11 protein-coding genes and 1 pseudogene are annotated in these 13636 nt (G+C 64.3%); 8 read left to right on the forward strand and 4 right to left on the reverse strand.

What is annotated here, in order from left to right:
• Position 1: 1 nt before the first annotated feature.
• Positions 2 to 229, reverse strand: a complete 228-nt coding sequence (locus Q0S71_RS24460) for a hypothetical protein (RefSeq protein WP_296001513.1) — start codon at positions 227 to 229, stop codon at positions 2 to 4.
• A 172-nt stretch (positions 230 to 401) separates the two neighbouring features.
• On the opposite strand from Q0S71_RS24460, the gene Q0S71_RS24465 reads away from it, so the two are divergent.
• Entirely contained in the window at positions 402 to 1535 is a 1134-nt protein-coding gene (locus Q0S71_RS24465; RefSeq protein ID WP_296001515.1) for an epoxide hydrolase family protein, read from the forward strand.
• 52 nt (positions 1536 to 1587) lie between these two features.
• Here the strand turns inward: Q0S71_RS24465 and Q0S71_RS24470 are convergent.
• A pseudogene (locus tag Q0S71_RS24470) lies at positions 1588 to 2496 on the reverse strand (LysR family transcriptional regulator); the annotation flags it as partial.
• A gap of 255 nt (positions 2497 to 2751) precedes the next feature.
• On the opposite strand from Q0S71_RS24470, the gene Q0S71_RS24475 reads away from it, so the two are divergent.
• From Q0S71_RS24475 to Q0S71_RS24490, 4 genes are all read left to right on the forward strand, one after another.
• Positions 2752 to 3579: an alpha/beta hydrolase gene (locus tag Q0S71_RS24475; RefSeq protein WP_296001517.1), complete on the forward strand. Its 828-nt coding sequence runs from the start codon at positions 2752 to 2754 to the stop codon at positions 3577 to 3579.
• A gap of 83 nt (positions 3580 to 3662) precedes the next feature.
• Complete coding sequence (locus Q0S71_RS24480) at positions 3663 to 4892, forward strand: efflux RND transporter periplasmic adaptor subunit (protein WP_296001519.1); 1230 nt, start codon at positions 3663 to 3665, stop codon at positions 4890 to 4892.
• A 21-nt stretch (positions 4893 to 4913) separates the two neighbouring features.
• Positions 4914 to 8138: an efflux RND transporter permease subunit gene (locus Q0S71_RS24485; protein WP_296001521.1), complete on the forward strand. Its 3225-nt coding sequence runs from the start codon at positions 4914 to 4916 to the stop codon at positions 8136 to 8138.
• 9 nt (positions 8139 to 8147) lie between these two features.
• Positions 8148 to 9665 (forward strand): efflux transporter outer membrane subunit, encoded by a 1518-nt coding sequence (locus Q0S71_RS24490; protein ID WP_296001523.1) that lies wholly within the window; start codon positions 8148 to 8150, stop codon positions 9663 to 9665.
• A gap of 48 nt (positions 9666 to 9713) precedes the next feature.
• On the opposite strand, the gene Q0S71_RS24495 is transcribed toward Q0S71_RS24490, so the two are convergent.
• Both Q0S71_RS24495 and Q0S71_RS24500 read right to left on the reverse strand, forming a co-directional pair.
• The gene (locus tag Q0S71_RS24495) at positions 9714 to 10760 is read right to left on the reverse strand and encodes a GSU2403 family nucleotidyltransferase fold protein (protein ID WP_296001524.1); all 1047 of its coding nucleotides are present in this window, start codon (positions 10758 to 10760) and stop codon (positions 9714 to 9716) included.
• Positions 10761 to 10784: 24 nt separating this feature from the next.
• Entirely contained in the window at positions 10785 to 11048 is a 264-nt protein-coding gene (locus Q0S71_RS24500) for a hypothetical protein (protein ID WP_296001526.1), read from the reverse strand.
• A gap of 223 nt (positions 11049 to 11271) precedes the next feature.
• Between Q0S71_RS24500 and Q0S71_RS24505 the strand changes: the two genes are divergently transcribed.
• From Q0S71_RS24505 to Q0S71_RS24515, 3 genes are all read left to right on the forward strand, one after another.
• Positions 11272 to 11775, forward strand: a complete 504-nt coding sequence (locus Q0S71_RS24505; protein WP_296001528.1) for a transposase — start codon at positions 11272 to 11274, stop codon at positions 11773 to 11775.
• Positions 11776 to 11881: 106 nt separating this feature from the next.
• Complete coding sequence (locus Q0S71_RS24510; protein ID WP_296001530.1) at positions 11882 to 12508, forward strand: phosphohydrolase; 627 nt, start codon at positions 11882 to 11884, stop codon at positions 12506 to 12508.
• 390 nt (positions 12509 to 12898) lie between these two features.
• Complete coding sequence (locus Q0S71_RS24515) at positions 12899 to 13486, forward strand: hypothetical protein (protein WP_296001533.1); 588 nt, start codon at positions 12899 to 12901, stop codon at positions 13484 to 13486.
• Positions 13487 to 13636: the final 150 nt, after the last annotated feature.

Genomic DNA, 13636 nt, shown 5'->3' on the forward strand with positions numbered 1-13636 from the left:
CTTACAGCGATTTACCCGTGATATTCAACACCGCGAACATGGTTTCGCCGGCATCGTTCGAGCCGACATCCCACTCCCGGTCGACGACGCGGAACCTGACCGGATTATCTTCTATCATCCACGTCACCTTGTCGCCCAGCGCCGGCGCCGGCAAGCCGGCCGGCCACTGCGCGACCGGCATGGCGTCGACTTCGACCATGGTCAGGTAATTCACTTTATCTTGTTCCACGACTTTTCCTTACTGATTGCGGCTGAGGGAGCGACATGGTACAGCAGATCGCCGCCGCGTTCATGCACCCCAGCGCGGCGGCGAATATAAACGATTTATACTGTATCGCCCCGCGCCGGAGACGCGCGATGTCCACGTGGACCGGCGTGCACCGTACAACAAAGGAATCAACATGAAGATCACGCCCTGGCAGCCGCCATCGGATCAACCGGCCATCGCCGACCTGCAAGGCCGGCTGGCCGCCACGCGCTGGAGCGACGAAGTGGCCGCCGACTGGACCTACGGCACGGCGCAGCAGCCCTTGCGCGAACTGGTCGCGCACTGGCAATCGGGCTACGACTGGGCCGGGGCCGATGCGCGGCTGCGCGCCCTGCCCCACTTTCGCGCCGAAATCGACGGCTTCGGCATCCACTTCCTGCACTTCAAGGGACGCGGCCCCTCGCCAAGGGCGCTGCTGCTGATGAACGGCTGGCCATCGAGCTTCGTCGAATACGGCAAGCTCGCCGCCATGCTGGCCGATCCCGCAGGCCACGGCGGCACCGAGGACGACGCCTTCGACGTCGTCATCCCCGCCCTTCCCGGCTTCGGCTACTCGGACCGGCCGACCCGCCCCAATCAGGTCGACGCGGTCGACCTGTTCCACCGCCTGATGACCGAGGGCCTGGGCTACCCGACCTTCATCGCGTCGGGCACTGACATCGGCGCCGGCGTCGCCACGCGCATGGCGCTGAAATATCCGGCGTCGCTGCTCGCCATCCACATCTCCGCGCTGACCGATCCGCCGCTGACGGCCGCGTCGGCGCCGCTCAACGACGCCGAACGCGCCTATCAGCAGCGGGTGCAGAAGTGGCGCGACGACGACGGCGCCTACCAGCACCTGCAATCGACCCGGCCGCAAACGCCGGCCTACGCGCTCAACGACTCGCCGGTCGGCCTCGCGAGCTGGATACTCGAAAAATTCAAGCTGTGGAGCGACGCCGGCCCGAATCTGTTCGACGCCTTCCCCATGGATATGTTGATCGACAATCTGAATCTGTACTGGTCCACGCAAACCATCGCCTCGTCGATGCGCTACTACTACGAAGCGCGCCACTTCCGCGCACCGCTCCAGCCGGGCCAGCGCGTCACCGTGCCAACGGCGATCACCATGTGGCCGCACGACTTGGTGGTCGGCCCGAGGGACTGGGCGGAGCGGTTTTACAATGTGCGCCAGTACAGCGTGCAGCCGCACGGCGGCCATTTCCCCGCGTGGGAAAGGCCGGATTTATATGCGCAGGAACTGCGAAAACTCGCGGCCTCGCTGTGAGTCGAGGTGTGCGATTGCGTGCGACCGCGCACCAGCGCTACTGCGCCGGCTCGCGGCCGTAGAGCATATCGTTATTGTCGAACAGCTCGACGGCCCAGTCGACGAACACCCGCAGCGTCGGCGACAGGTGGCGGTTGTGCGGGTAGACGGCCGATATCGGCATCGACAGCGGCTTATGCTGCGGCAGCACTTCCACCAGCGCGCCGCTGCGCAGGTGCGGCGCGGCCATGAACAGCGGCGCCTGCACCAGCCCCAGTCCGCGCAGGCAGCCCGACATGTAAACAGCGGTGTCGTTGACGGCGATCTTGCCGCGCATTTTGACGACCACCGTGCGGCCATCGACGATGAAAGTCATGTCCATGATGCGGCCGGTGCGGCCCCAGAAATAATTGACGGCCGTGTGATGCTGCAAATCGTCGGTCGTTTGCGGCACGCCGCAGCGCTCCAGGTAGGCCGGACTAGCCACCGTCACCATTAGGTGCTCGCCCAGGCGCCGCGCCACCAGCGTCGAATCCTGTAGCTCGCCGATGCGGATCACGCAGTCCACGCTTTCCTGTATCAGGTCGACCGGCTTGTCGCTCATGCCCACCATCAGTTCGATTTCGGGATAGCGTTCCTGGAACTCGAACAACGCCGGCATCAGCAGCTCGCGCCCCAGCAGCGCCGGAAAATCGAGCCGCAGCTTGCCGCGCGGCTGGCGCGTGTTGACGTGGAAGGAGCTTTCCACGGCGTCGATATCGCCGAGGATGCGCACGCAATGTTCGTAATAGGCGGCGCCGTCGGCGGTCAGGCTGAGGCGCCGCGTGGTCCTTTGCAGCAGCCGGATGTCGAGGTGCGCTTCGAGCTGCTGGATGATGGTGGTGGCCGACGCTTTGGGGATCGCCAGCATGTCGGCGGCGCGTGAAAAACTGCCCACTTCGGCCACGCGGGTAAATACTTTCATTGCTTGCAGGCGGTCCATTGCAGTCCTTTGCTGGATTTGATGCGCGTTGACACTGAACGGGCTTTAAAAATAATTTTTGTAGAAATATCATCATTTAGGTGCTATCGCCATCATTAATGGCCTTTATCACCCTATGAATGACATCAATCGATAGCGATTATTCGCATTATACGAATTGTATATCGCTTTCCATCATCTTTATCTTGCGCACCGCAACACCTATTCTGTGCTCCATTGCAACTAAATGGACGAGCGTACACCGTTCGGCAAGATATGCCCACCGCACTTGAACATGACCTCGGCGTCGCGGAGGAAAGGATAGAAGGCTACGCGCAGAGTATCGCCTTGCGCAGCTATCGGCCGCTGGTCCAGCGCCGCGCGATGCCGCTGGTGCTGTACTTTCACGGCGGCCGCTTCAACGGCGGTTCGCTGGCCGACGCCGCGATTCCCGCCGCCGCCATCGCCCACGCCGCCGGCGCCTGGGTGGTGGCGGTCGGCTATTCGCTGGCGCCGGCCTTCCCCTTCCCGGCCGCGCTGGAAGACGGCTACCGCGCTTTGCAATGGGCCGTCAGCCACGCCGCCGCCCACGGCGCGGACGCCAGCCGCATCGGCCTGGCCGGCCACGACGCCGGCGGCAACCTGGCCACCTGCATCGCGGCGATGGCGCGCGACCGGCGCGAGGTGCGCATATCGGCGCAGGCGCTGATCGCGCCGCTGCTCGACCCCAGCCTCACGCACCAGGTAAACAGCGGCGCGCACTACGACAGCACCATCGCCGATGCGCTCGACATGAGCGCCTACGCCAGCTGCTACCGCGCCTACCTGCCCAACCCCATGCAGCGCCTGCACCCGTACGCGGCGCCGCTCGATTCGCGCCGCCTGGCCGGGCTGCCGCCGACGCTGATCGCCAGCGCCGAATACGACCAGCTGCACGTCGAGGCCGATAAGTATGCGGCGGTGCTGATCGCGGCCGGCATCCCGACCGAAGTGACGCGCCACCGCCACGCCTCGCACGACGCCATCGCCAACGACGCGGCGGTGCTGGCCGATGTCGGCGCCTTCTTCAAGAAGCGGCTGGCGAAAGCGCAGCGCGCAGCCTGAGCGATATACAAAACGCCAAGAACATTCACCACCGCCTATCCCAGTTTTTTGCATTTTTAATTTTCACCTTCAGGAGTCATACCATGAACGTCAAACGCAAACGCCTTTATTCCGCCCTCGCCGCCGCGCTGGTCATCGCCGGCGCCGGCTCCACCGCCCTGATCTACGGCCACGGTTCGCGCGTCAGCGCCGCCGAGGCGGCCGCGCCGGCCGCCGAAGTCGACGCGGCCTACGTCGTCGCCGCCACCATCACCGATTTCCAGTCGTACTCGGGCCGCCTGGAAGCGGTCGACAAGGTCGACATCCGTCCGCTGGTGCCGGGCACCATCGTCGCGGTCCACTTCAAGGACGGCAGCTTCGTCAAGAAAGGCGATCCGCTGTTCACCATCGACCCGCGCCCTTACGCCGCCGAAGTCGATCGCGCCAGCGCGCAACTGGCCGCCGCCCAGGCCCGCAACGGCTACAGCGCCACCGACGCCGCCCGCGCCGAGCGCCTGCTGGCCGACAACGCCATCGCCAAGCGCGATTACGACCAAAGCCAGAACGCCGCCCACGAAGCGCTGGCCAACCTGAAGGCCGCCCAGGCCGCGCTGGAAACGGCGAAGATCAACCTGACCTACACCCAGATCGTCGCGCCGGTGGCGGGCCGCGTCTCGCGCGCCGAACTCACGCTCGGCAACATCGTCTCGGCCGGCGCCAGCGCGCCGTTGCTCACGACGGTGATGTCGGTGTCGCCGATCTACGCCTCGTTCGACGTCGATGAACAAACCTATCTGCGCTACCTGAGCCACAGCGTCGGCCAGGACAGCAAGAACGCGGTGCCGGTCGCACTCGGCCTGGCCGACGAAAGCGGCTACTCGCGCGACGGCCGCGTCGACTCGGTCGACAACCGCCTCGACTCGGGCTCCGGCACGATCCGCGTGCGGGCCCGCTTCGACAACGCCGACGGCGCCCTGCTCCCCGGCCTGTACGCCCGCGTCAAGGTCGGCGGCGGCTCGCCGCACCGCGCCGTGATGGTCGACGATGCCGCCATCGGCACCGACCAGGATAAAAAATTCGTTATGGTGGTCGACGCCCAGAACAAGGCCCAGTACCGCGAAGTCCACACCGGCAATCTGCACGACGGCCTGCGCGTGATCGACAGCGGCATGCAGCCGGGCGAACGCATCATCGTCAACGGCTTGCAGCGCGCGCGCCCGAACGACACGGTGCGCGTCAAGCTGGTGGCCATGACCGGCTCCACCGCCGCCAACGTGGCCGCCGCGCCGGCATCGGCAAGCGCCACCGCCAAATCGGCCAAAGCCGGTTCCTAAAAATAAACAACGGATAACATCATGAACATATCCAAGTTCTTCATCGACCGCCCGATTTTCGCGGGTGTGCTGTCGGTGCTCATTCTGCTCGGAGGTATCATCTCCGTGTTCAAGCTGCCGATTTCGGAATACCCCGAAATCATCCCGCCGCAGGTGCTGGTGCACGCCAGCTTCCCCGGCACCAATCCGAAGGTGATCGCCGAGACGGTGTCGGCGCCGCTGGAAGAGTCGATCAACGGCGTCGAGGACATGCTGTACATGCAGTCGCAGGCCAACAGCGACGGCAACACCACCACCACCGTCACCTTCAAGCTCGGCACCGATCCGGACAAGGCCCAGCAACTGGTGCAGAACCGCGTGTCGCAAGCGCTGCCACGCCTGCCGGAAGACGTGCAGCGCCTCGGCGTGACCACCGTGAAATCGTCGGCCACGCTGACGATGGTGGTGCACGTCGATTCGCCCAACGGTAAATACGACACCCAGTACCTGCGCAACTACGCGCTGCTCAATCTGCGCGACCGCCTGTCGCGGGTGCAGGGTATCGGCGAAGTGACGCTCAAGGGTTCGGGCGATTACGCCATGCGCGTCTGGCTCGATCCGCAGAAGGTGGCGCAGCGCGGCATGACCGCCGCCGACATCATGCACGCCATCCGCGAGCAGAACGTGCAAATCTCGGCGGGCATCATCGGCGCCTCGCCGACCGGTCCCGGCGTGCCGCTGCAACTGGACGTCAACGCCCAGGGCCGTTTGCAAACGGAAGAAGAATTCCAGAACATCGTGCTGAAAACCTCGGCCGACGGCGGTGTCACCTATCTGAAGGATGTGGCGCGCATCGAAATGGGCGCGGCCGACTACGGCCAGCGCGCGCTGATCGACAACAAGCAGGCCGTCGCGATGTGGATCTTCCAGCAGCCGGGCGCCAACTCGCTGCAAATCGCCGACGACGTGCGCAAGGTGATGGCCGAAGCCAAAGGCGAAATGCCGGCCGGCGTCGACTACCAGATCATTTACGACCCGACCCGCTTCGTCAAGTCCAGCATCGAGGCGGTGATCCACACGCTGCTCGAAGCCATCGCCCTGGTGGTGCTGGTGGTGATTATCTTCCTGCAAACGTGGCGCGCCTCCATCATCCCTCTGCTGGCCGTGCCGGTGTCCATCGTCGGCACCTTCACGCTGATGCTGGGCTTCGGCTTCTCGATCAACGCGCTGTCGCTGTTCGGCATGGTGCTGGCCATCGGCATTGTGGTCGATGACGCCATCGTCGTCGTCGAAAACGTCGAGCGCAATATCGCTTCCGGCCTGTCGCCGCGCGAAGCGACGTATCAGGCGATGCGCGAAGTGAGCGGTCCTATCGTCGCCATCGCGCTGACGCTGGTCGCCGTGTTCGTGCCGCTGGCCTTCATGTCCGGCCTGACCGGCCAGTTCTACAAGCAGTTCGCGATGACCATCGCCATTTCGACCGTGATCTCGGCCTTCAATTCGCTGACGCTGTCGCCGGCCCTGGCCGCGCTGCTGCTCAAGGGTCACGACACGCCGAAAGACTGGCTGACCCGCTTCATCGACCGCATCTTCGGTGGCTTCTTCAACCGCTTCAACGCCCTGTTCCATAAAGGCTCGACCGCCTACGGCAAGGGCGTGACCGGCATCATCGGCCGCAAGGGCCGCATGATGGTGCTGTACGGCGTGCTGCTGGCCGGCGCCATCATCATGGGCAAAGTGGTGCCGGGCGGTTTCGTGCCGCTGCAGGACAAGGAATACATTATCACCATCGCGCAGCTGCCGAACGGCGCCTCGCTGGACCGCACCGAAGCCGTGATCCGCCAGATGGGCGAAATCGCGCTGAAGGAACCGGGCGTGGAAGCGGCCGTGCAGCACCCTGGCTTGTCGGTCAACGGCTTCACCAGCTCGTCGAGCGCCGGCATCATGTTCGTCACGCTGAAAAGTTTCGAGGAACGCAAGCGCATGGGCCTGTCCGCGCAAAAAATCGCCGACTCGCTGAGCGCCAAATATTCGGCTATCAAGGGTTCCTACATCGGCGTGTTCCCGCCGCCGCCGGTGCTCGGACTGGGCACGCTGGGCGGCTTCAAACTGCAACTGGAAGACCGCGGCTCGCTCGGCTACACCGCGCTCAACGACGCGACCAACGCCTTCATCAAGGCCGCATCGAAGGCGCCGGAACTGGGCCCGCTGTTCTCCAGCTACCAGATCAACGTGCCGCAGCTGGACGTGCAGTTCGACCGCGTGAAAGCCAAGCAGCTCGGCGTGTCGGTGACCGACGTCTTCGAGACCATGCAGGTCTACCTCGGCTCGGCCTATGCGAATGACTTCAACCGCTTCGGCCGCGTGTACCAGGTCCGGGTGCAGGCCGATGCGCGCTTCCGCTCCTTCGCCGACGATATCGGCACGCTCAAAACGCGTAACGCCAGCGGCGAGATGGTGCCCTTGTCGTCGATGATTAAAGTGACGCCGACCTTCGGTCCTGAAATGGTGGTCCGCTATAACGGCTACACCGCCGCCGACATCAACGGCGGCCCGGCGCCGGGCTACTCGTCCGACCAGGCGCAGGCCGCCATCGAACGCATCGCCGCCGCAACGCTGCCACGCGGGATCAAGATGGAATGGACCGACCTGACCTACCAGCAAACGCTGACCGGCAACGCCGCGCTGTGGGTGTTCCCCATCAGCGTGCTGCTGGTGTTCCTGGTGCTGGCCGCGCAGTACGAAAGCCTGACGCTGCCGCTGGCGATCATTTTGATCGTCCCGGTCAGCATCCTGGCCGCGCTGCTCGGTGTGTGGCTGACCGGCGGCGACAACAACATCTTCACGCAAATCGGCTTGATGGTGCTGGTGGGACTGTCGGCGAAGAACGCGATTTTGATCGTGGAATTCGCCCGCGAACTGGAAATGCAGGGCCGCACCATCGTGCAGGCCGCGATCGAGGCCAGCCGCATGCGTCTGCGCCCGATTCTGATGACGTCGATCGCTTTCATCATGGGCGTGCTGCCGATGGTGACGTCGTCCGGCGCCGGTTCGGAAATGCGCAAGGCGATCGGCGTGGCGGTGTTCTCCGGCATGCTGGGCGTGACCTTGTTCGGCCTGTTGCTGGTGCCGGTGTTCTACGTCCTGCTGCGCAAGCTGGCCGGCGGCAAACGCCTGATCGACAAGCACGGTCACAACCCGCACATGCACGGCGTCGACGAAGCTGTCGATGCCGACCATACCGCCACCGTCGTCACCACTCATTAAGGAACGATCATGAACCGCATATTCAACTCACGCAGCGGCTTTAGCAGCGCCGCCGTTTCCGGCCTGATGGCCGTGCTGCTGGTGCTGGCCGGTTGCTCGATGGCGCCGACCTACAACAAGCCCGACGCCGCCGCGCCGGAAGCTTATAAGGAAGCCGCCAACCCGCAGGCGAACAACTGGAAGACGGCGCAGCCGTCGGAGCAGATCGCACGCGGCGCCTGGTGGTCGGTGTTCGACGACGCCGCCCTGAACGAACTGGAACAGCGCGCGCTGTCGGCCAACCAAAGCCTGAAGGCCGCCGCCGCCCGCGTGCAGGAAGCGCGCGCCTTCCAGCAGACGGCACGCGCCGGCCTGTTCCCGACGCTCGACGCGGGCCTGGGCGCGCAGCGCGGCCGGCCGTCGCGCGTGTCGCAAGGCTTGCCGGACGGCGCGCCGCTGCCGATCCAGAACAGCTACAGCGCCGGCGTCACGGCGTCGTATGAAGTCGACCTGTTCGGCCGCGTGGCCGACAGCGTCAAGTCGGCCAGCGCGGAAGCGCAGCAAAGCGACGCCCTGCTGCGCTCCGTGCAACTGGCGCTGCAGGCGGACGTGGCGCAGAATTACTTCACGCTGCGCGAACTCGATGCTGAACTGGATGTATATACCCGCACCGTGACGCTGCGCGAAGCCGGCCTGAAACTGGTGCAGCGCCGCTTCACCGAAGGCCAGATCAGCGAACTCGATGTGGCCCGCGCCGAATCGGAACTGGCCACCGCCCGTTCCGACACGATGACCGTGCAGCGCCTGCGCGCCGCGTCCGAGCATGGCCTGGCCGTGCTGCTGGGCGAAGCGCCGGCGCGCTTCAGCTTCGCGCCGCATCCGCTGACGGCGGTCGATATCCATATCGCGCCGGGGCTGCCGTCGTCGCTGCTCGAACGCCGGCCCGACATCGCCGCCGCCGAGCGCAAGATGGCAGCGGCCAACGCCCGCATCGGCGTGGCCAAGTCGGCGTTCTTCCCCTCGCTGACCCTGACCGGCGCCGGCGGCCTGGCCTCCGGCACGGCCGGCGATTTGTTCAACTGGTCGAGCCGCACCTTCCTGCTCGGGCCTCTGGCGGCGCTGCCGCTGTTCGATGGCGGCCGCCGCAAGGGCAACCTGGCCAAAGCCCGCGCGCAGTATGAGGAGGAGGTGGCGAACTATCGCCAGCAGGTACTGGTGGCGTTCCAGGAAGTGGAAGACAATCTGTCGAACCTGCGCATTTTGCAGGGTCAGATGCTGACGCAGGCCGATGCCGTCAAGGCCTCGAACCGCGCCGCCAGCTTGTCCCGCACGCAGTACAAGGAAGGCGCCGTCAATTATCTGGACGTGATCGACGCCGAACGCACGGTGCTGCAATCGCAGCGCGCGGCCTTGCAGCTGGCCGGCGCGCAGGCCGTGTCGACGGTCAACCTGATCCGCGCCCTCGGCGGCGGCTGGGGCGATGCGCCGGCCGCGCAGACGGCAGCGATGCCGACCACGCAAGCAGCGCAGCAAATAGCACTGCAATAAGCGCAGTAGAAGCTTTACCCGGTGCCTCGCTGGCGCCGGTCTTCGGGGTCAGGCGCCGCCGTGGCGCTGCCGGCAAGGAGTGTTGAACTGGGCCGGCCCCCGATGCACGCGGCTCCGCTGTTCGCGTTCGCCGATACACACGACCGGTATCCGCGCGGGCGGCGCTGCTGCGTGGCGGTCGCCGTGGTCCGCCGTGATCGCGGGAGGCGGCGGCATGCGCTCCCTGACGACCGCCAATATCATCCTGGCCAGCAGCGCGGCGCCCGCACGTTCGGGCGCCGTTCTGTTTAACTGATTCGCGATCCTGAATTTTTGCAGCGCGAAGACGCGCGGGTCCAGCGTCACCATCGCCGCCATGTCGCCGTTCAGGCCCAGCACAGGCTGATGGAATTTCGGGCCGCCGAGCAGATCCCGCAACTCATCCCCTCTCCCGCTGCCGTCCGCGTGGACCAGCACCAGTTCCACTTCCATGCCGCGCCGGTTGACCGCGAAAATCGCGCCGGCCGCACGGTCGCGCCGCTCGTCGCGCATCGAGAACGTATCGTCGATCTTGCGCAGTAAGGCCAGCAGCGCGATGGCCGCATCACGGTTGGCGGCGGCCAGTTGCAGCCTGCCGCAGCGCTCGGCCAGCATGGCGCCGTCTCCATCGCCGCGGATACGGATGGCGCCGGCGGCTTCGTAAGCGTAGGTCGACGCGGCGCCGATCACCGTCAGGTCGGCCGTCAATCCGCCATCGCTGATGGCGTTCAAAATCTGTATCCACAACGTCGGCACATGACCGATGCGCAGCGCCTTGTTGACGTGCCGCTGATGCCGCATCGCGTCGGACAGCGCGCGATAGCGCTCGCGCGCGGCCGCTTTGCCGGCGTTGAACCGGGCGTGCAGCGCCGCCGTCGCGGCGCTCCGTGGGCCGAGGCTGCGCTGGCGTCCGGCGCGGCTGGTCTTAATCAGGTAGTCGGTTTCCTTGACGCGCTTCCAGCGCATGCTGCCCTGGTGTTCGCGGCGCGCGGCGTCGGCCGCCCGCCATGCCGTGAAAATCGTGCTCGCTTCCCTCATTTGCCGGACAAAGTAATCGGGCAGATCGTCGTATCGCATGGTGTGGTCCCCGCTCGACGCGGTTTATTTTCGCAGAAGGTAGCGCGGCCAGAACAGCGCCCACCACAGCAGGCGCAAGCCGCCGGCGAGATCGACGTGGTCCAGCGCCGGCATCGGAAAGGCCATGTTTTTACTGCGCATGACGAACAGGCCGAGGTTGAACCAGACAATCAAACCCAGCTCGACATAGGTGTCGAAAATGTAGTCGAAGATCAGCGGTGCGATCAACACCAGCACTAACGCGGCCACGACGGCGACCATCTGCTGCGGTGAATTTTTGACCATCATCGGTGTTCTGCCATCACGAAATCGGGACCACCAGCTTAGCGATGATCGTCAAAAAACTTCGTAAAAAAGCCGGCCGGCAGCGTAAAAAATTCGTAAAAAAAATGGACGGATTTGTTAAAGACGGTCCGCACGCCAAGCGGCTGAGCGCTGAGCCCCCCATGCGAATAGCGGGCTTTTTTGGGCAGCGGGCGCCCTTTATTACGGACTATTATGTCCGATATGTTTGGAAACCACACACGTTTATCTCCGCGATGTTCTTCCCTATACTCGCTGCAAAAGAAAGGAAGGGCCCATGGAACATACGGAACATTCGGAAAATGCAGCTATTTTCTTAAGCGACGAGCAATGGCAGCGCATACAACCGCTGATACATCGCCATCCCCGCCTGGGCGGCAGCGCCGGCGGCGACCAGCGCCTGTTTGTCGAGGCCGTGCTATGCCATCTGCGCACCGGCACGCCGTGGCGCGACCTGCCCGTTCGCTACGGCGCGTGGAACAGTATTTATGTCCGCTTCAAACGCTGGGACAACAAAAAGGTATGGCACCGGATTTTCCAGGCACTCAGCGGCGACGGCGATTTTCAGCAGGCCCATCTGAATAGCGAAGTCGTCGAGCTGCACCGCAAATCGGCCGACATCGGCATGTATGAAAGCAGTCGCGTGCTCGACTTGCTGCACGAGTTGCGCGCCATCGCCCCCGCCGCGCCAGGGAGCGCCGGCCCGGCTTGACGGGCAGCACGCCACCGGCGCGAGCCCGTTCCCGTATGCGCCCCCAGCGACGCGCCCCGCCGCCGGCCGGTGTACGATAGCCTTTTCAACACCTGAGGCGGTAGCGATGAGCGCTGAGATGCGGGCATGGGTGCGCATGCCATCGGGGAAACGACTCGACCTGCTGGACCCGACCCCTTTCGACTGGGACGACAGCGATCTGGCGCTGGGCCTGGCCCGGACCTACCGCTGGGGCGGCCATTCGGCGTGGCCCTTGCCGCTGTCGGTGGCGCAGCATTCGATCACGGTGATGCTGCTGCGGCGCGCGGCGGCCGGCGGCACGTTGGCGCCGCTGGACGAGTTGCGCGAGCTGTTGCACGACGCCGAAGAAGGCTTGATCGGCTTCGATTGCCTCAGCCCCATCAAGCCCTTTCTGGGCGAACGCTACGAACAACTGACGCTGCGCTTGCAGGACGCGGTCTTCTTGCGCTACGGCATACCCCGCTGGTCCGACGCCGACTATCTGCTGCACAAGCAGGCCGACCGCGTCGCCGCCGCCAGCGAGGCCGTGCACGTGGCCGGCTGGTCGGAACAAGAAGTGCGGCGCACGCTGAAAATCACCGAACAGCCGCTGAACGCCGATCCGCTGCAAGCCCGCTACGGCGATCCGGCATGGCAGCCGTGGCCGCCGGCGCTGGCGTATGCGCGCTTTTTGCAGGAACTGAACCGGCTGACCGGGCCGTCTCAACGCTGAACCGGCACCGGGCGCCGGGCCGACACACACCATTGAAAGATATCCACACCAACTGTGGATAACATTGTGCATAACCGGGCCTTGACAGACCGGATCGCCTTTATTGGCGGGCCTCGCTACAAAATGCACAATTCCAAGGCAAAAAACTTTATTCAATTAAATCAATTACTTATGATTGGTATCGTAGCGGAGCGCGGTCTTTTTTAGGCGGCTGGAAAAATATATTTTTGCCGCGCTCCAGCATGGCAAAATCCTGTAGGGAATCCTTTGACAAAAGTAACGTAGAGGAATAATGTCGGTCTTCAGGGTGGGTAATACTATCGCCCTCAGCAAATACCGGCAGGCGGACAATCAACCGCCTGCTTTTCTGGACTTGCCATGGGATTATGCATGGACGTGAATGACGACGACAGCACTACCGGTTGGATGATAGAAGACGAACTGGCCGAGGCCTCCGCCAACGCCGCCCCCGTGCCCGCGCCGTGGCGGGTCTTGATTGTGGACGACGACGTCGATGTCCACGTGGTGACCAAATTTTCCCTGAGCAACGCCTGCTTCATGGGCCGCCGCCTGAGCTTCCTGCACGCCTACAGCGGCGAGGAAGCCATCAACGTGCTGCGCAGCACGCCCGATATCGCGCTGGTCCTGCTGGACGTCATCATGGAAAGCAGCGACGCCGGCCTGCGCGTGGCGCGCCAGATCCGCGACGAGCTGGGCAACAAGCTGATCCGCATCGTGCTGCGCACCGGCCAGCCGGGCCAGGCGCTGGAACACAGCATCATCCTCGACTACGACATCAACGACTTCTGGTGCAAGACAGACTTAACCACGCGCAAGCTGTTCACGACCGTCATTTCCTCGCTGCGCGGTTACCACGACCTGTTTGACGCCGACCAGCGAATCGGCGCGCTGCAAGCCGAGCTCGACCGCTTGAAAGCCGATCTGGCAGCCGCCGCATCCCTTGCGGCCGCAAAATAACTGGATGGACATACAGTATTCAACTGCCGGCTACTTCGTTCTTCAAGCGCTGTAAACGTCGCTAAAATGTTGCGCCAACCCCGCCCGAGCACGCTAAGTCATGGATTGTTAAGCACTTTTTAGGATATCCACAATGGCTGTGGATATCTT

This window comes from Rugamonas sp. (assembly GCF_025354735.1).
In the GTDB taxonomy this organism is placed as follows: Bacteria; Pseudomonadota; Gammaproteobacteria; order Burkholderiales; family Burkholderiaceae_D; genus Rugamonas.

What these genes read in the sequence shown, in the direction of transcription:
- Q0S71_RS24465 (WP_296001515.1), top strand. Translation starts at nt 402, where the DNA reads ATGAAGATCACGCCCTGGCAGCCGCCATCGGATCAACCGGCCATCGCC.
- Q0S71_RS24475 (WP_296001517.1), top strand. Translation starts at nt 2,752, where the DNA reads ATGCCCACCGCACTTGAACATGACCTCGGCGTCGCGGAGGAAAGGATA.
- Q0S71_RS24480 (WP_296001519.1), top strand. Translation starts at nt 3,663, where the DNA reads ATGAACGTCAAACGCAAACGCCTTTATTCCGCCCTCGCCGCCGCGCTG.
- Q0S71_RS24485 (WP_296001521.1), top strand. Translation starts at nt 4,914, where the DNA reads ATGAACATATCCAAGTTCTTCATCGACCGCCCGATTTTCGCGGGTGTG.
- Q0S71_RS24490 (WP_296001523.1), top strand. Translation starts at nt 8,148, where the DNA reads ATGAACCGCATATTCAACTCACGCAGCGGCTTTAGCAGCGCCGCCGTT.
- Q0S71_RS24495 (WP_296001524.1), bottom strand. Translation starts at nt 10,760, where the DNA reads ATGCGATACGACGATCTGCCCGATTACTTTGTCCGGCAAATGAGGGAA.
- Q0S71_RS24500 (WP_296001526.1), bottom strand. Translation starts at nt 11,048, where the DNA reads ATGATGGTCAAAAATTCACCGCAGCAGATGGTCGCCGTCGTGGCCGCG.
- Q0S71_RS24510 (WP_296001530.1), top strand. Translation starts at nt 11,882, where the DNA reads ATGAGCGCTGAGATGCGGGCATGGGTGCGCATGCCATCGGGGAAACGA.
- Q0S71_RS24515 (WP_296001533.1), top strand. Translation starts at nt 12,899, where the DNA reads ATGGACGTGAATGACGACGACAGCACTACCGGTTGGATGATAGAAGAC.